This is a genomic window from Sporomusa sp. 246TCP1 (genome assembly GCF_057319775.1).
The window spans coordinates 3,842,521-3,857,358 of the sequence record NZ_CM170492.1; the positions used below are offsets into that span (position 1 = coordinate 3,842,521).

18 protein-coding genes are annotated in these 14,838 nt (G+C 44.0%); 7 read left to right on the forward strand and 11 right to left on the reverse strand.

Going from position 1 to position 14,838, the window contains the following annotated elements; translation table 11 throughout:
* Positions 1-2: 2 nt before the first annotated feature.
* Both AC1ECB_RS18130 and AC1ECB_RS18135 read right to left on the reverse strand, forming a co-directional pair.
* Positions 3-728, reverse strand: a complete 726-nt coding sequence (locus AC1ECB_RS18130) for an MBL fold metallo-hydrolase (protein ID WP_485665089.1) — start codon at positions 726-728, stop codon at positions 3-5.
* Positions 729-821: 93 nt separating this feature from the next.
* A complete protein-coding gene (locus tag AC1ECB_RS18135) occupies positions 822-1,526 on the reverse strand; it encodes a two-component system sensor histidine kinase NtrB (RefSeq protein WP_485665090.1) in 705 nt (234 codons plus the stop codon).
* 158 nt (positions 1,527-1,684) lie between these two features.
* On the opposite strand from AC1ECB_RS18135, the gene AC1ECB_RS18140 reads away from it, so the two are divergent.
* Positions 1,685-2,074 (forward strand): helix-turn-helix domain-containing protein, encoded by a 390-nt coding sequence (locus tag AC1ECB_RS18140; RefSeq protein ID WP_485665091.1) that lies wholly within the window; start codon positions 1,685-1,687, stop codon positions 2,072-2,074.
* A 1,011-nt stretch (positions 2,075-3,085) separates the two neighbouring features.
* Here AC1ECB_RS18140 and AC1ECB_RS18145 read toward each other — a convergent pair.
* The 7 genes from AC1ECB_RS18145 to AC1ECB_RS18175 all read right to left on the reverse strand — a co-directional run bounded on the left by AC1ECB_RS18145 (position 3,086) and on the right by AC1ECB_RS18175 (position 8,746).
* Positions 3,086-3,790 carry a DUF3794 domain-containing protein gene (locus AC1ECB_RS18145; protein ID WP_021169492.1) on the reverse strand — a complete coding sequence of 235 codons (705 nt, stop codon included), beginning with the start codon at positions 3,788-3,790 and terminating at the stop codon, positions 3,086-3,088.
* Positions 3,791-3,860: 70 nt separating this feature from the next.
* Positions 3,861-4,763, reverse strand: coding sequence for a uroporphyrinogen decarboxylase family protein (locus AC1ECB_RS18150; RefSeq protein ID WP_485665092.1), 903 nt, complete (start codon positions 4,761-4,763; stop codon positions 3,861-3,863).
* Positions 4,764-4,779: 16 nt separating this feature from the next.
* On the reverse strand, positions 4,780-5,253 hold the full coding sequence (locus tag AC1ECB_RS18155; protein ID WP_485665093.1) for a hypothetical protein: 474 nt from the start codon (positions 5,251-5,253) through the stop codon (positions 4,780-4,782).
* Positions 5,254-5,273: 20 nt separating this feature from the next.
* The gene (locus tag AC1ECB_RS18160) at positions 5,274-6,008 is read right to left on the reverse strand and encodes a phosphate ABC transporter ATP-binding protein (RefSeq protein WP_485665094.1); all 735 of its coding nucleotides are present in this window, start codon (positions 6,006-6,008) and stop codon (positions 5,274-5,276) included.
* Positions 6,001-6,825 (reverse strand): phosphate ABC transporter permease PstA, encoded by an 825-nt coding sequence (pstA, locus tag AC1ECB_RS18165; RefSeq protein ID WP_485665095.1) that lies wholly within the window; start codon positions 6,823-6,825, stop codon positions 6,001-6,003. Before pstA ends, AC1ECB_RS18160 begins: the two co-directional genes overlap by 8 nt.
* On the reverse strand, positions 6,825-7,694 hold the full coding sequence (gene pstC, locus AC1ECB_RS18170; RefSeq protein ID WP_485665096.1) for a phosphate ABC transporter permease subunit PstC: 870 nt from the start codon (positions 7,692-7,694) through the stop codon (positions 6,825-6,827). Before pstC ends, pstA begins: the two co-directional genes overlap by 1 nt.
* Positions 7,695-7,846: 152 nt before the next feature.
* Positions 7,847-8,746, reverse strand: coding sequence for a phosphate ABC transporter substrate-binding protein (locus AC1ECB_RS18175; RefSeq protein WP_485665097.1), 900 nt, complete (start codon positions 8,744-8,746; stop codon positions 7,847-7,849).
* A gap of 277 nt (positions 8,747-9,023) precedes the next feature.
* Here AC1ECB_RS18175 and AC1ECB_RS18180 point away from each other — a divergent pair, with 277 nt between their 5' ends.
* The gene (locus AC1ECB_RS18180; RefSeq protein WP_485665098.1) at positions 9,024-9,509 is read left to right on the forward strand and encodes a CarD family transcriptional regulator; all 486 of its coding nucleotides are present in this window, start codon (positions 9,024-9,026) and stop codon (positions 9,507-9,509) included.
* 58 nt (positions 9,510-9,567) lie between these two features.
* On the opposite strand, the gene AC1ECB_RS18185 is transcribed toward AC1ECB_RS18180, so the two are convergent.
* The gene (locus AC1ECB_RS18185) at positions 9,568-10,830 is read right to left on the reverse strand and encodes a purple acid phosphatase family protein (RefSeq protein WP_485665099.1); all 1,263 of its coding nucleotides are present in this window, start codon (positions 10,828-10,830) and stop codon (positions 9,568-9,570) included.
* Positions 10,831-10,888: 58 nt separating this feature from the next.
* Entirely contained in the window at positions 10,889-12,349 is a 1,461-nt protein-coding gene (pdxR, locus tag AC1ECB_RS18190; RefSeq protein WP_485665100.1) for a MocR-like pyridoxine biosynthesis transcription factor PdxR, read from the reverse strand.
* A gap of 122 nt (positions 12,350-12,471) precedes the next feature.
* Here pdxR and pdxS point away from each other — a divergent pair, with 122 nt between their 5' ends.
* From pdxS to AC1ECB_RS18215, 5 genes are all read left to right on the forward strand, one after another.
* On the forward strand, positions 12,472-13,350 hold the full coding sequence (gene pdxS, locus AC1ECB_RS18195) for a pyridoxal 5'-phosphate synthase lyase subunit PdxS (protein WP_485665101.1): 879 nt from the start codon (positions 12,472-12,474) through the stop codon (positions 13,348-13,350).
* Positions 13,351-13,352: 2 nt separating this feature from the next.
* Positions 13,353-13,946 carry a pyridoxal 5'-phosphate synthase glutaminase subunit PdxT gene (gene pdxT, locus AC1ECB_RS18200; protein ID WP_485665102.1) on the forward strand — a complete coding sequence of 198 codons (594 nt, stop codon included), beginning with the start codon at positions 13,353-13,355 and terminating at the stop codon, positions 13,944-13,946.
* A 73-nt stretch (positions 13,947-14,019) separates the two neighbouring features.
* Positions 14,020-14,262 (forward strand): hypothetical protein, encoded by a 243-nt coding sequence (locus AC1ECB_RS18205; RefSeq protein WP_485665103.1) that lies wholly within the window; start codon positions 14,020-14,022, stop codon positions 14,260-14,262.
* A 128-nt stretch (positions 14,263-14,390) separates the two neighbouring features.
* Positions 14,391-14,516 carry a hypothetical protein gene (locus AC1ECB_RS18210; RefSeq protein WP_485665104.1) on the forward strand — a complete coding sequence of 42 codons (126 nt, stop codon included), beginning with the start codon at positions 14,391-14,393 and terminating at the stop codon, positions 14,514-14,516.
* A 59-nt stretch (positions 14,517-14,575) separates the two neighbouring features.
* Complete coding sequence (locus AC1ECB_RS18215; protein ID WP_485665105.1) at positions 14,576-14,725, forward strand: hypothetical protein; 150 nt, start codon at positions 14,576-14,578, stop codon at positions 14,723-14,725.
* Positions 14,726-14,838 lie beyond the last annotated feature (113 nt).

A 14,838-nucleotide genomic window follows, 5' to 3' on the forward strand; every position in this document is an offset into this window, starting at 1 on the left:
GTTTACTTTTGCGACCCGCTTTGCCACATGCTCTTTAAGAAAGTCTGAATATCCTGGCGCAGCACCACACCGTGACCTGTACAAAAGAATTCAGGCTGATATTCGAGTAGTCGGCCCAAACCCAGCATAAACTTGTCAAATTCCTGTCCGTGAGCGGCCGCCTGCCCGGCGACATAGTCACACGACCCTCGCTTAATACGCTGACTAGCTGTTACAAGCTCACCCTGTGGCAGATCTTCACCAAAATAGCAGAAAAAATCACCAACAAACAAAGCCTTAGATTTCTGGTCAAAAATGGCTACCGAACCTGGCGAGTGCGTGTTAACAAGCACTATGTCCAGCCCATTCACCTCTTCGACGGCATACATAAAATCCCTCGCCTGCGGCGTAAACACAGCAAACTGTGCCACCAATTGCGGTGCTATCATGGGTAAATCAGCACTATGTACAAACTTCTTCGCCTTGCTAAACAGAACAGCCCCCTCAAGATGGTCATGGTGACCATGAGTCAAGAGCACATGGGTAACCCTATCAGGTGCTATCCCAATTTTAGCTAGCGCCGGGATAATAGCATTCTGGTAGTCTTTTAGCCCAGCATCAATTAAGATGGTTTGTCCTGGACGCTGCAACACATACATGTTGGTGTATGATGTAACATCCCATGTATGGGTATCTTTAACAGCAATTACATAAGCAGCAGCAGTCAATTGTGACATCAAATAATTCATTTCTCACCATCCGCAACGTTGCATATTTATTTTATCTTAGCACATTCTAGAAAGGCGAGCAACAAATCAGCTATTGCTATAATCATTCCGCTGTCACTGCTTACCTATTGGGAACAAAACCTTAAACACACTGCCCACTCCCACCGTTGAAGCTACCTCAATTTTTCCCTGATGCCTTTCAGCAATAATAAGGCTGATGGCGAGTCCTAAACCAGCATTACTTGCTTTAGTAGAAAAAAATGGGGCAAAAATTTCTGTTCTTTGTTCTGGTGGAATACCATGACCTTCATCTCGAACATACAAAATAACTTTACTTGATTTACGGACAGTACCAATACATAAGGTCCCGCTAGCCTGCATGGCTTCTATACCGTTTTGAGCCAAATTTAATACCATTTGTTCTATTTCTTCCGCGTTTAAATCCAGCATAGGTAAATTATCTGCTAACCGCAGTTCAGTCATAATGCCACGCTTGACTGCAACACGCTGAACAGCCGGATAAATTCCTTCAATTATCTGATTAAGGTCTTCCGGTTTTTTGTTAACCGCGTTGTTGTTTGCTAATGATATAATACTAGTCACCAATACTTCAATTTGATGTAATTCCTGAAATATAATACCTAGTGATTCCCCCATACAGCATGTAGACTTTTTTTCCTGCAGTTGCAAATATCCTTTGATAACAGTTAAAGGATTTCTTATTTCGTGTGCCATCTCAATAGCCATTCGTCCAACCAAAGCCCAGTGTAAACCCTTTACTAATCCCTCATGATTACCCCTTTGCTCAACACCTGCCACCAAATACGCCCCCTTAGATATATACCTTTTCGCTTTTGTGTCTTCATGACACTAATTCGTCATTCATTGCCATTTCCCTTTCTTTAAATGTCTTATGGACACAATAATTGATATCAGGGGCATAAGCACGTTATTGTTAGTAGCAAGGAGTGTGACTTATGGAAACCCTTGGTGAAAAAATCAAACTACTACGAAATAAGTTAACACAAGAAGAATTGGCTGCCTTACTCAGAGTAGACCGCTCAACGCTGGCGTCTTGGGAGGTTAACCGCCGCGAGCCGGATATAGCAACACTATGCCGCATAGCAACTTTTTTTCAAGTAAGTGTTGACTGGCTTGTCAATCATAAAATTGAAAAAGAAACCTTGCCCTTAAGAGTACCACAAATTCACGAGGCTGCCAGCGAATATCAGTCGTATATTGACAAAAATTGGTACAAAGTAATAACTACCGCTCAGGCCTATGGTTTTGAGCCAAGTGTTGTTCTTCAACTACTTGAATTAAATGCCAAAATAGCGTTATCTTTGAAAACCAGTAATCAAAAATAATACTTACTATCGCTATTCTACGGGACAAAAAAACCAAGACAAAGGGACCTTCTCTTTGCCTTGGTTTTCTTATAAGATAAGAAAGACTATGTTTTTTGAACCGCAGAGACGCAGAGTACGCAGAGGGAATATTCTCGATATACATCTCCCCTCTGCGCTCTCTGTGTACTCTGCGGTTAGAGCCGTATCCTCAAGGGCGTGATAGTGCTTTTTTATAAGATAAGTATATGTTTTTGAGAGTTATGGAGGCCTTATAAAACAAGGAGTATCAGGTATAAAACCCGGCACAGGCGGTCAGCACTCCTCGTAACTCCCGTAACCCCCCGGCCTTTGCCGGAAAAAGCGTTCCGCAGGAGAAAAGCCGGGCGGTATTCCGTTAAAAAATCCGTACTGTTTGAGCGTAGCGAGTTTACGGATTTTAGGAATATCGCCCGGCTTTTCAGCTTTTGGAAGCGTGGGGCCTAGACCTTTTGTTACTTTTGGGGCAATGCCAAAAGTAAAACCCCGCTCCTTGTATTCTATTGACTCAACAATAGGATTCATACTTTACGAAGAAGGAAGCTCGAACATTCCCGTGCTTTCGGAAAAAATGTTCAATTGAAAAAAGTACATGACCAAATAAAGAATTACCACTAACAGGAACAAGCCGTACACCACTTTGTTTGACATATGCTCACCCTCTGTTTGAGCATATCACTTGTCATTTAGTTTTGTGTTAATTGTATGTTATTATCTGGTTAATTTTTTGTATCCTCTTACCTCGAAACACACCCCTTGATTGTCTTAACTATCGCCACCAGCAGGCCTAGTACCATCGGAACATAGTGCCTGTCCCCTCGTCACTTGTAAAAACGCCTTAATTAATAATTTTCCAGCCCTTAAACTTTATCTGCATTATGGTACTGCTCAAACCAACGTTATCCTGACAAAATAATGCTCCCAAATGGCCAAAATTAATCTCCGGTCCGCGAATTGCCGAACCGGAGATTTTGCTTTTGAGTATCATAATAATTATCCCTTTGGTTTATAAGGCAGCCCCTGCGGCGAGTGCAACATAACTTCACGGTCAGTCATGACCTTAACAGTAATTCCCAACACTACTGAGACATCGAACCGGCGAGTGCAGTGGCATGGCTTATGCGGCTTACAATGAAGCTTGAATTTGTGTTTTTTAAGCGTTTTATGTTTGTGATAACAGCCCTCATCATAGTCGCAATCACAATCACACTCATCATAATCATCATCACAGTAATCCTCATCCTGGCAATCGTCATAATCATGATCTTTTTTCTTATGCCAGTAGGCGCGGGTATGTTCTTCAACATCATAATCAACAAATTCCACCACCACACTGGCATCGGCATCCATCCCCCGCCGCGCCCCTCTGATATCTGCATATGCGGTAAAACGGATAGGCCACACCTCCACAGCATGCACCGGCTGGCGCGGCCTGCAGGCAACGTACAAAGCCTTTACCTCAAACTCGCCTCTGACAACCACTTTATTATGAATGACATCAACGTCGGTAATTCGCAGCTTTTTAACAAACACATCGACAATTTGTTCAATAGCTGGTTTGTGCTGTGGCACACGCACATGCACATCAATAGACTTCTGAACCCTTCTTTCACCAAGCACCTGCTGGACTATGATTGATTTTGGGCCATATCCTAACGTACATTTGCCTGCCATCTCCCATGGCTCGATATGTGTCATAATAACCCTCCTTTCACACCCCTTATAATATATATATGCACAAGGGTGGAGGAAGGCGCTAGCTATAGGTCTATATTGCGTTCCTTTTGGCCATTTCATAAACAGCCCGTACGCTATCCAACCGCATATCCTCAAAAAGCCCGCTGCTGGTACCAAAGATCAGCCCACTATTGTTACCGCCGGCAGTAATAATCTGCTTTACTGTTTGCTCAAGCTGCTGCAGGCTACGCGATTCTATCAATTCAGCAGGGTCTAAATTTCCCCACAGACATAATTTGTGACCATACTGTCTCTTTACCTCACCAATGTCCATCCCAGCTGACGATTCTATGCACTGTAGTCCGTCAAACCCCGCGGCAGCGATATCATCAAGTACCATGGTCAAATTGCCGTCAGAATGAAAAAACACGGGTAAGTCCAACTGATGGGCATAATCAGCTTGCACAGCCAGCGAAGGAAATATCATTTCCCGCAACAGCGCAGGGCGAGCAATAACACCCTGATTATAGGCAATATCATCAGCCAGGAGAATACCATTTATGCCGCTATCGGCCAAACGCTCAATAAGCTCTTTATTCAGGGTTTCAATAGTGACAATAAACTCACAAAAATCCGGAGTACGGCGACCCAATTGCATCATTAACTGCTCAAAACCCAGTAGTTTACCAGCCCAGCCAATTGGGCCGTCTATCACGGCAAATGTAAATAAATCTGTTTTCACCCAGTTCGGCAAATCGCTAAATATAACATCCTTAGCACATGGGATACTTTGTATGCTATAGCCACAGTTTGGATGCAGACATACGGCATCAAGCCCCATAGCATTCACAAACTCCAAATGATGACCGAACTGGATCACGTTTTGCGTAAACATTGTTTGTACCAGTTCATCGGTAATGACAAGCTCACCGCAGGGTATCTGATCGACAGGTAAGCGTTTGATGGCCCGCTCAACCCTTATTCTATGTTCCATAATACCTCCAATATAGTTATATTCGCAAAGTGGCCACAAGTCTCCCCGGCTTAAGCAGCAGCAAGAGCGCATCTTTAGGGTTAGTTACAACAATATCCGCTTGCGCCAAGGTTGGCTGATAAGCACCCTCAGGCCCAATAACACCAACAGCTAAAAGGGCCTCATCAAACATTGCGCGATCATTGGCACCATTGCCAAAACAAATGGTAGTATCCGCGCCGCACGCTCTGACAAAATCTCGTTTTTGGGCAGCTTCCTCCCCTTTATTAATAATATGGAGCTGTACACCTGCCACGTTTTCTAACTGCGTCCGGGCCAGCCCAAAGGTATCGGCAGTAAGTACGGTTACTCTGGCAACTTCACCCACCTTTTCCAGGAGTTCCTTTATTTCCCCGGCAATTACGCCATCTTCGGCCAGTGTGCCATTATAGTCAAATACTGCGTTGGTTATTTTGTACTCACGACCATCTGGCAAAGTAAAATTTATCATCAAGCTTTTCTCCTCACATCTCAAAATGCCAAAAATTCCTGGGTAATCTGATTTTGCGGCTGTTCCAGCAGTAATGCTGTTGCATTATATTCAATGATTCGCCCTGCGGACATGAAAATCGTTTGATCGGCAATTCGTTTGGCTTGCATAAGATTATGAGTAACAATAACAATCGTTACATGTTCCCTTAACTCTACCAACAATTTTTCTATCAACTGCGTGGATTGGATGTCAAGACTAGAACATGGCTCATCAAGCAGCAACACCCTGGGATCTACTGCTAATATCCGACCAATAGACAGCCGTTGCAATTGACCACCTGACAACTCACTTGCTGGTGAATTCAGTTTATCTTTTACCTCATTCCATAAGCCAACTTTTATAAGAGTTGTTGTAACTACAGTATCTAGCTCCACCTTATCTCTTACACCATAGTACCTTGGTCCAAACAGAATGTTTTCCTTAACACTTAGCGGCAGCGCTATTGGCTTTTGCAAAACCATACCAGCTTGCCGCCGCACTACTGCCGGATCATTCAATTGATTAACTTCCTGGCCGTCCAGCCAGATACTCCCAGCAGCCCGAAACTCTTGCTGCAGTTCGGCTGTCCGGTTGATAGACTTTAACAACGTTGTTTTGCCACAGCCAGAAGGGCCAATAAGAGCAGTAATATCTTTTCTATTAAAATTAGCCGTTATATTATGAAGAACCTGCTTTTTAGCGTAAAAAGCAGTAAATTCTTTTATTTTAATCATCGAATGCCACTCTCTTTCCGTACCGGTTACGCAAATAAAGGCTGAGCAGATTTAGCGCCAGTAAAATCAGTACTAGAACTAAGGCTGTTCCATAAGCCCGTTCAAGTGAAATATGCTGACTAAACAAAATGTATAGATGAAATGGCAAGGCCATAACCGGATTAAACAGACTAACAGAACCCCGTGACATAACAACAGCAGCTGTGACCATAATCGGTGCCGTCGCCCCAGCGGCATACCCCATAGCCAATAATATTGAACTTAGTAAATGGGGACTAGCTACCGGCAGAATAATTCTTTGCAGCAAATAACGACGCGAAACACCTAGGGATTCCCCTAAAAGCCGGTAGTCATCATTGACTGCCTGTAATGCATCCCGCATCAAGACGACCAAAACCGGTAGAATCATAATTGCTAAAGTAAGTCCGCCAGCCAACAAAGATATACCTAAACCCAGAGTAACAACAAAGAACGCATAGCCGAATAGACCGATTAATATTGACGGAATGCCAATCATAGCCTGGATAACAATGTTGATTACGTGTGCAAGTGGTGATGCTTTCCCATATTCAACAAGATAAATAGCTGTCAACAGGGCAGGTATGGCAGCAGTCAAAGTTGCAATAGCAACCAAACTAATTGTTCCAATTATTGCCGGGAAGATTCCGCCTTCCATTCCCAAATACAGACCCTTTGGTGTTGAGGTTAAAAATTCCCAGGAGATCACTCCACCACCGCGAACAACCAGCAAACCCATAATAAATAATAAAATAACAATAACCGCTAGCCCTGAACCCCATAAACAGATTCTTCCCATTAGCCTCTCCCCCTGCTGTTACAATAATAAATCGCGAAGTTAATGGAAGAAACAAACAAAAGCAAGACTAAACCTGCCGCGAACAAGGCTTGATATTGGCGGCTGCCAATGCCAGCTGTCCCAATTTCTAATGCGATAAGCGCTGACAGCGGCTCCCCTTTGCTAAACCAGGTAAGCGGCAATGTAAGTGTATTTCCTGCAAGCATGAGCACAGCCATAGTTTCTCCGGCTGCCCGGCCAAAAGCAAGTGTAACCGCGCTGACGATACTGTGTCCTGCCAATGGGATTAATATTCTGGTTGTTATATACAACTTAGAAACACCTAACACATACCCAGCCTCCCGGTATGTCAGGGGAATTGCTTTAAAGGCAGCATAAGTGCCTGACACAATGTATGGAACAACCATAATCGACAATACTAATGATGCACAAAACAATGATTCTCCGCTCGGTACGCCTAGTACCCGTTCATACCAGGGGACTATTACACTCGCTCCCAGAAAACCGTACACTACCGAGGGAATTCCTGTAAGAATATGCAGTACGGTACGAATTACAGCCGACAACCAGCCTGGTGCATATTCAGCAAGAAATATGCCACAGCAAATTCCCAGCGGCGCAGCAATAAGCATCGCTCCCAGTGACGACCACAATGTACTGACCAGCATAGTGAAAAAGCCGAATTGTGGCGATTCACCCAGAGGCTGCCATTCCTTGCCTAACAGCAGTGGTAAAATTCCTGCATCCCACCAAATTGGCAAGCTTTCGCCAGCAATGAACACATATAACGACAGCAGTACTAGCACTGAGCCTATCGCGCATACTTTGCCGCACCATTTTAGTACTATATCTTTTCTATCACATGCCATAGAACTCTCCACCAAACAAAATCTTTTTCTATTTTCCCGGTACTTCAGCACTAAAATTAAAACGAGATTGCTTCACTATGTTCGCAATGACGACATGGGTGCCTCCCAAACGGTCATTGCGAGCGCAGCGTGGCAATCTCACTCTATTACTGCTATTTATTTTTGACAGGTACAAATCCCATTTCTTCTAAGGTTTTAAGACCGCTATCTGATATCAGATAGTTGATAAGCTGTTGTTCACGTTCATCAGGTTGAGTCTGGGCGATAAGAATTAGCGGACGTGCTATGGTATACTTGCCGCTGACGATATTCTCATTGGTAGGCTCTACACCATCAACAGACAGCACAGCAATTTTCCCCTTATTTTGCTCAACCAAACCTGTAGAAACATAGCCAACAGCATCCACGTTGTCTTGAACCTTACCAGCCAAGGCACCCATTGAGGGGCATTGAATAGCCTCTTTAGAGATTGGCGTGCCTTTCATTACCGCTTCATCAAATGCCTGGCTGGCACCACCACCCAGGTCCCGAATGGCCACAACAATTGGTCGATCCGGCAAGCTGGCATCAAGTTGCTTCCAAGTTTTTATCTCACCAGAAAAAATACGTTTAACCTCATCCTTAGTTAGATTTGGCTTGACTTTTGCAACAGGATTTTGTGGATGCACAGCAATAGTCAATGCATCAAACCCTACCGTATACAGCTTATGGTTGGGAAGTTTTTGTTTTTCAGCCTCGGTCACTACCCGCGACACCAAACCAATGTCGACAGTCCCGTTAGTAGCCGATTTTACCCCAAAGCCCGAACCACCAGTAGCCACGAATATTGCAATCGGTTCATCAGCCAAACTATCTTTCACCTTTTTCCAGGTCTTATATTTCTCAGTAAAATCATCAGCAACCTTGGCAACTACCGGTGCCAGCGTACTGGAACCACCAATTTTAATCGAAAAGTCCTTAGCCTGCTGTGGCTTACTGGTCGTGGAACTACCACAGCCTGCAATAACAGCAATAAAAGTAAATAATAGAAAATACGTTAGCAGTTTCTTCATTGTTTCCTCCCTAATTGACTTATTCATTGACAAACCCTATAACAATTCTATAATATTTGTATGGTTTGTCAATGAATTTTTTCTTAAAACAAAGAAACTAATCTCAATCTACTTACTAGTTATCGGCACTAAAGTGAATATACTTCCACAAGAATTCATGGATAACAAATTAACATATTGACGACTTAAGACTACAGTGATATAATTATGGTTTTCAACTTGATATTTTTCTATTTTTGTGATATACTTAAAAACATCGTTACTAGGGGGTGACTTCATGTTTCAAATAGGTGATAAGATCTTTTACCCAATGCATGGTGGAGGTATTATCGAGAAGATCGAAGAGAAGGAAATATTTGGGCAAACACAACTTTATTATGTTGTGAATATACCTCATCGAAACATGCAGGTAATGCTCCCCTTGGATAAGACCGAGAAATTGGGGATGCGCCCGATAGTAGATCCAGATACGCTGGATGATGTTCTAAGTACTTTTCACAGCGGTGAAACAGAAACGACATCAATGAATGATACGCAAAGACAGCGACTGAACATGAGCAAGATCAAGACTGGTGATATCTGCGAAGAAGTTGCCGTTATCCGGGATCTACTCAGAATTAAAAATAAGCGCAAGTTGGGAATGGCTGACAAGAACATGCTTGATAATGCCCGGCAAATTCTCATCAGCGAAGTCGTACTAGTAAAAGACATTCCCCACGATCAAGCTACTCATTTGTTAGACGAAATATGCGATCTTCAATAATATTACCAGTAAAACCCCGGCCAATTGGCCTGGGGTTTTTTTCTGTTTATATATTGAACTATTTATAGATAGTCCAACTATCAATGAGCCCACCGCTTTGCTTAACTGCCTTCACCTGCAGCGCAGTCTGACTGACTGTTACAACCAGATAATTGGGTTCGTCCTGTGGATCATAGAAAAACTCATGCCAATCTTTAGCAAGTAAATTTTGGTAGGTTTTAGTGCCGCTCCGGCCTGTGGCAACATATATTGTCCCCTGCTCCGTGCTAGCTGCTGCCATGCCGCCACAAAGTGGATAAGTCCGGGCATAGGCGTGATCATGGCCGGTAAAAACAACATCTACATGATATTTATCAAAAATAGGTCCAAAAGCCTTGCTGATATTAATTTCCCCAGTCCCCGGCTTGTTATTGTAGAGCGGACGATGGATAAAGCCAAGCTTCCACTTTTTCCTGGTGCTTTGCAGGTCGTTTTCTAGCCAGGCTTTTTGACGTTCCAACATGTCTGGCACAAATGCACGCTCTTCCACTTCCTGACTGTTTAACATAACGAAATGTACATCCCCGTAATCGAAGGAATACACCTGTCCCATCAGATTCTCAGGACCATTTAGGGGCAATTTAATTTGCGACGTAAATAATACCGGCAGGGTGAACTGGCGGCGCTGTACTGTATAGAACTCATGATTGCCTGTCACAGGCATAACAGGGATTGTATCAACAACGTCTCGCGCTGCACTAAACCAGCTGTTCCACTGGGAATAATCCTGACCTACATCAACAAGATCGCCCACATTGGTAAAAAAAGCGGCCTGATGGTTAGCTTGATAGGCCTGCCGCAAAGTAATCCCCCATACATTATAATTAATGCTCTGCGAGTCGCCAAATACCAAAAAAGTGAAATTCTGCGCTATTGCCGGCGCTGTAGTGAAATACCGTGGCTGGCTCCAACCTTCATTCCCACCCACCCGGTAAACATAACGGGTATTAGGCTTAAGACCAGTCAAGATACTTGAATGAATGGCCATTTCTCCGATATTCGTATGGAGTGCTTCTACTCCAGCGGTTACCGTTATGGCATGATCTGGAAATAAGTGTCCGCTCACGGCCTCGGCATACTGCACCTGCCCGCCAACCGTAGCAGCCGCCGTTCGCCAGGTTATTGTCTGTGTAGTTTTAGGATCAGCTGACCAGGTTAATGTAATATTCTCCGGAGCAGCTGTGGCCCCAATAGAAATTGACGAAAAAAAGGCTGACGACGAACCTAACACCAAGACAACAACAAGAAAAAAAATATGTAAAAACAGTTTTGGTTTGCGCATCGACTCCACCTGACCTCTCCTTTTCTATAGTTTTCTATTATGCTATCTTGACAATATCTTATTTCCCTGTATTTAGCAAACAATACTGTGATATAATTTCACCCAATATTTTCACTCCCTGCAGTATTTCTTCCGAACAAACTACCGCAAAGCTAAGCCGGATAAAGCGGTCAGGCGCATGACGAGGAAAAAATGCCGTACCAGGAGTTAGCAGCACACCCTGCTGCTGAGCCGCTTGAACAACCTGCTGAGCAGATACCCCTTCCGGCAAAGCTAACCAACAGGTAAGCCCGCCCCTAGGCCGGTGACAAGTAACCGCAGGTGGCAGATACTCGTCAATAGCAGCCAGCGTTGTTTGATATCGTTCTAAGTAAATACGGCGAATGGCTGCAATGTGCCGCTGCCAGATGCCTTTGCGTAAATAGAGATCAAAAGCACGCTGCGTCAAACCGGAAGTAGAAATATCCGAATTGTGCTTACTGGCCAGCACTTTTGTCACCATCGACGGCGGCATTAACAAAAAAGCTAACCTGAGACCGGGCATAAAGATTTTAGAAAAACTTTTTAAGTATATAACCCGCTGGTCACGGTCCAGCGCCTTTAACGGTGCCAGGGGCGCGTCAGAAACATCCAGTTCACTGATATAGTCATCTTCCAAAATTAGCGCATTATATCGCCGGGCAAGACCAATTAACCTGTTCCTTTTGCCAAGTGAATAGGAATAGCCTGTCGGGTTCTGGATATTCGCCATTACATAAATCAGTTTAGGACGAAATGATCTGATTTTGGCTTCCAATTCCTGAATATTAATTCCGTCACTCTCCATATTTATTTCAACAATTTTAGCCCCGCGGGAACGAAAAGCCGCGATGGCACCAGGATAAGTGGGGTTTTCGGTAAACACATAGTCACCATAATTTAATACAGCCTTCGCAACAATATCTATGCCTTGCTGGGCTCCTGAAATAATCTGAACATTATTAGCCTGCGCTTTGATCCCCTGTTCCTTCAGATAGGTGGAAATCGCCTGCCGTAAGGGCTCAAATCCCTGGCTGTCCTGATAGCTAAACGCCTTGCCCTGATCCCGGTCAAGGACTTCGATTAACAAATTTTTAAAATCGTCAATTGGCAATAAATCAGGTGGCGGCATTACAGTGGCAAAATCAAGACAGTTTTTCCCTGAGTGTACTGTAACAGGTGGCAGGGGCTCTAGCTCGATTTCAGCAGCAGGCTGATATTCGGTATCGCCATTGGCTGGTATTTCAGCTACATAACTGCCGCTGCCGGCACGGGAAAAGATATAGCCGTTTTGCTCCAGTAATTTATAGGCATTAACAACGGTCCCCGGATTAACCGCCAAAAAAACCGCTAGCTTACGCACCGGCGGCAGTAAATAGCCATAACTCAATTTGCCGCTGATAATCAGTTCGCGCAAGCTATCATACAATTGAACATATAGGGATGTTTTACTACCTTTCATTAATTGTATCGATACAAATTCTAAAAATTCCTGATTCATCTTGTTTTTTTTCCCCTACCTTGCTATAATTACAAAAATTTTGTATTAATACACTGAAATCGTATCGGTACAATTATTTTAACAGAACTATTGTTTTTATGCAAAGAGGAGGACAATACATTATGCAAAACCAATATCAACTTAACAAAAATTTAGCCCAGATGCTAAAAGGCGGCGTCATTATGGATGTTACCAATGCGGAGCAGGCAAAAATTGCTGAAACAGCCGGAGCCGTCGCTGTTATGGCACTGGAAAGAGTACCGGCCGACATTCGAAAAGATGGCGGCGTTGCCCGGATGTCTGATCCGAAAATGATTCGTGAAATTAAAGCCACTGTTACAATACCAGTTATGGCTAAAGCTAGAATTGGCCATTTTGTTGAAGCCCAAATTCTTGAAGCTCTGGGTATTGACTATGTTGACGAAAGTGAAGTCTTAACCCCGGCTGATGAGTCCTATCACATTAATAAACGCGATTTCAAAATCCCCTTTGTCTGCGGTGCCCGCAACCTTGGCGAAGCCTTACGCCGTATTGGTGAAGGTGCCGCTATGATCCGCACCAAGGGAGAAGCCGGCACAGGTAATGTCGTCGAGGCTGTCCGGCATATGCGTACAATGCTGGCCGATATGCGCCGGGTAAAAACAGCACCGCCAGAAGAACTAATGAGCATTGCTAAGGAAATGGGCGCCCCCTTTGACCTTATTGAGTATATCTGGAAACATGGTAAATTGCCTGTTGTTAACTTCGCTGCCGGCGGTATTGCCACGCCAGCTGACGCCGCCCTCATGATGCAGCTGGGCTGCGATGGTGTATTTGTCGGTTCAGGTATTTTCAAATCAGGTGATCCTGCCAAACGCGCCAAAGCCATTGTCGAAGCTACTACTCACTACAATGACCCTGAGTTATTAGCCAAAATCTCTGAAAATCTAGGCGAACCCATGGTCGGCATTGAAATGGATAAGCTTGAACCAGCCGAACGTTTGGCTGGCAGAGGGTGGTAGTCTTGCTCACCATCGGTGTTCTCGCCCTCCAGGGAGCTGTACAGGAGCATCTGGATTGTTTACATTCACTTCCTGGGGTAACAGGTATTGCCGTAAAAAAAGCCGCTGACCTCAATGGTATTGACGGACTTATCCTGCCTGGCGGCGAATCCACTGCTATCGGCAAACTGCTGCAGGAGTTTCAGCTAGCCCCCCTGCTAATTGCCAAAATATGCGCTGGCCTGCCTGTATGGGGGACCTGCGCGGGCATGATACTTTTAGCCAAAACCATTGTGGACCAATCCAGCTGCCACCTGGGAGTGATGGATATTACCGTCCAGCGAAATGCTTACGGCAGTCAGCTAAACAGCTTCACAACCAATGCGCTTATACCGGCAGTTTCGTCTGCGCCACTCCCCCTGGTTTTCATTCGGGCTCCTTATGTGGCAAAGGCCGGCCCTAATGTCAAAGTGCTGGCAACAGTAGCTGATAAAATTGTCGCTGTAGAACAAGGCAACATGCTGGCTACTGCTTTTCACCCAGAACTAACTGGCAATCTCGATTTTCATAAATACTTTGTTGCCAAAGCCGGCAAACAAAAATTAACAATTTCTTAACACAAATTGTCTATCACGGCTCCCAAGAATTTGTTATATTAAAGAATAATATGTTTGCGGGAGGGAATTAATAATGCGTGAAACAATCACAATTAATCGGATTACCCAATGCTCATTTACCGGCAAGGAAGTTGCGCAGCAGTTTTCAGCTTACGTTCTTACCAAGCAAGAGCCTACGCCTGGGAGTGGACTGCTAACAAAGTACTGTAGTGGCGAAAGCACCTGCAAAAGCGCTGATTGCCAATTCATAGTAGGGTTGTCTGGAAAACACTACTCCAAAGCAATTGATAGCATCTTTAAGTATATCAATGAATAATCTAAAGGCGGCCTTTATCTCACTCCGGAGATTAGGCCGCCTTTTAGATTTAAAAAGCAATAACTTACCCCTTATTGCCGTATTTTAAGCATTAATCTTGCAAACAATAATCAACAGGAGGTGATGCTGTGGCTAAGAATAATGCCAATGACTCTTTAGCTCAGAAACAGGCAAAAGAACAAAACCAGAACCGCCAAACTACGTCTGGCAGCGGCGATAAACATCTCAATGGGCCCAATCATCCGGCAACCTGAAAGCAGCCTAAGCTGCTACCTATGGAAACACTAAAATAAAATTTGTAGAGAGGTGTAAAATGACTAAAGGAGATACCGGCGCAACCCAGCAAGATATATTTAACAAAAATGTGTCCGAGCAAGCGATGGTCAAATACAATAACCCTGCTACAAGCGGAAAAATTCAAGATAAATTACGCAATCGCCGTGACCCCAACATTCACTCATAGTCCAGGCAAATCACGCACATAAATTCTCAATCCTCTCCCTTATTAGGCCGCATGGCCTATTTTTTTATGCCGCATAGTAAAATAGATAAACAAATCCTGACATATTAATCGAT

Excerpts from the sequence above, each read along its gene's own strand:
- pstC (WP_485665096.1), bottom strand. The coding sequence starts at position 7,694 with ATGGCATGTGATAGAAAAGATATAGTACTAAAATGGTGCGGCAAAGTA.
- AC1ECB_RS18155 (WP_485665093.1), bottom strand. The coding sequence starts at position 5,253 with ATGATAAATTTTACTTTGCCAGATGGTCGTGAGTACAAAATAACCAAC.
- AC1ECB_RS18130 (WP_485665089.1), bottom strand. The coding sequence starts at position 728 with ATGAATTATTTGATGTCACAATTGACTGCTGCTGCTTATGTAATTGCT.
- AC1ECB_RS18150 (WP_485665092.1), bottom strand. The coding sequence starts at position 4,763 with ATGGAACATAGAATAAGGGTTGAGCGGGCCATCAAACGCTTACCTGTC.
- AC1ECB_RS18205 (WP_485665103.1), top strand. The coding sequence starts at position 14,020 with ATGCGTGAAACAATCACAATTAATCGGATTACCCAATGCTCATTTACC.
- AC1ECB_RS18215 (WP_485665105.1), top strand. The coding sequence starts at position 14,576 with ATGACTAAAGGAGATACCGGCGCAACCCAGCAAGATATATTTAACAAA.
- AC1ECB_RS18145 (WP_021169492.1), bottom strand. The coding sequence starts at position 3,790 with ATGACACATATCGAGCCATGGGAGATGGCAGGCAAATGTACGTTAGGA.
- AC1ECB_RS18180 (WP_485665098.1), top strand. The coding sequence starts at position 9,024 with ATGTTTCAAATAGGTGATAAGATCTTTTACCCAATGCATGGTGGAGGT.
- pdxR (WP_485665100.1), bottom strand. The coding sequence starts at position 12,349 with ATGAATCAGGAATTTTTAGAATTTGTATCGATACAATTAATGAAAGGT.
- AC1ECB_RS18140 (WP_485665091.1), top strand. The coding sequence starts at position 1,685 with ATGGAAACCCTTGGTGAAAAAATCAAACTACTACGAAATAAGTTAACA.
- AC1ECB_RS18185 (WP_485665099.1), bottom strand. The coding sequence starts at position 10,830 with ATGCGCAAACCAAAACTGTTTTTACATATTTTTTTTCTTGTTGTTGTC.
- pdxS (WP_485665101.1), top strand. The coding sequence starts at position 12,472 with ATGCAAAACCAATATCAACTTAACAAAAATTTAGCCCAGATGCTAAAA.
- AC1ECB_RS18160 (WP_485665094.1), bottom strand. The coding sequence starts at position 6,008 with ATGATTAAAATAAAAGAATTTACTGCTTTTTACGCTAAAAAGCAGGTT.
- AC1ECB_RS18175 (WP_485665097.1), bottom strand. The coding sequence starts at position 8,746 with ATGAAGAAACTGCTAACGTATTTTCTATTATTTACTTTTATTGCTGTT.
- pstA (WP_485665095.1), bottom strand. The coding sequence starts at position 6,825 with ATGGGAAGAATCTGTTTATGGGGTTCAGGGCTAGCGGTTATTGTTATT.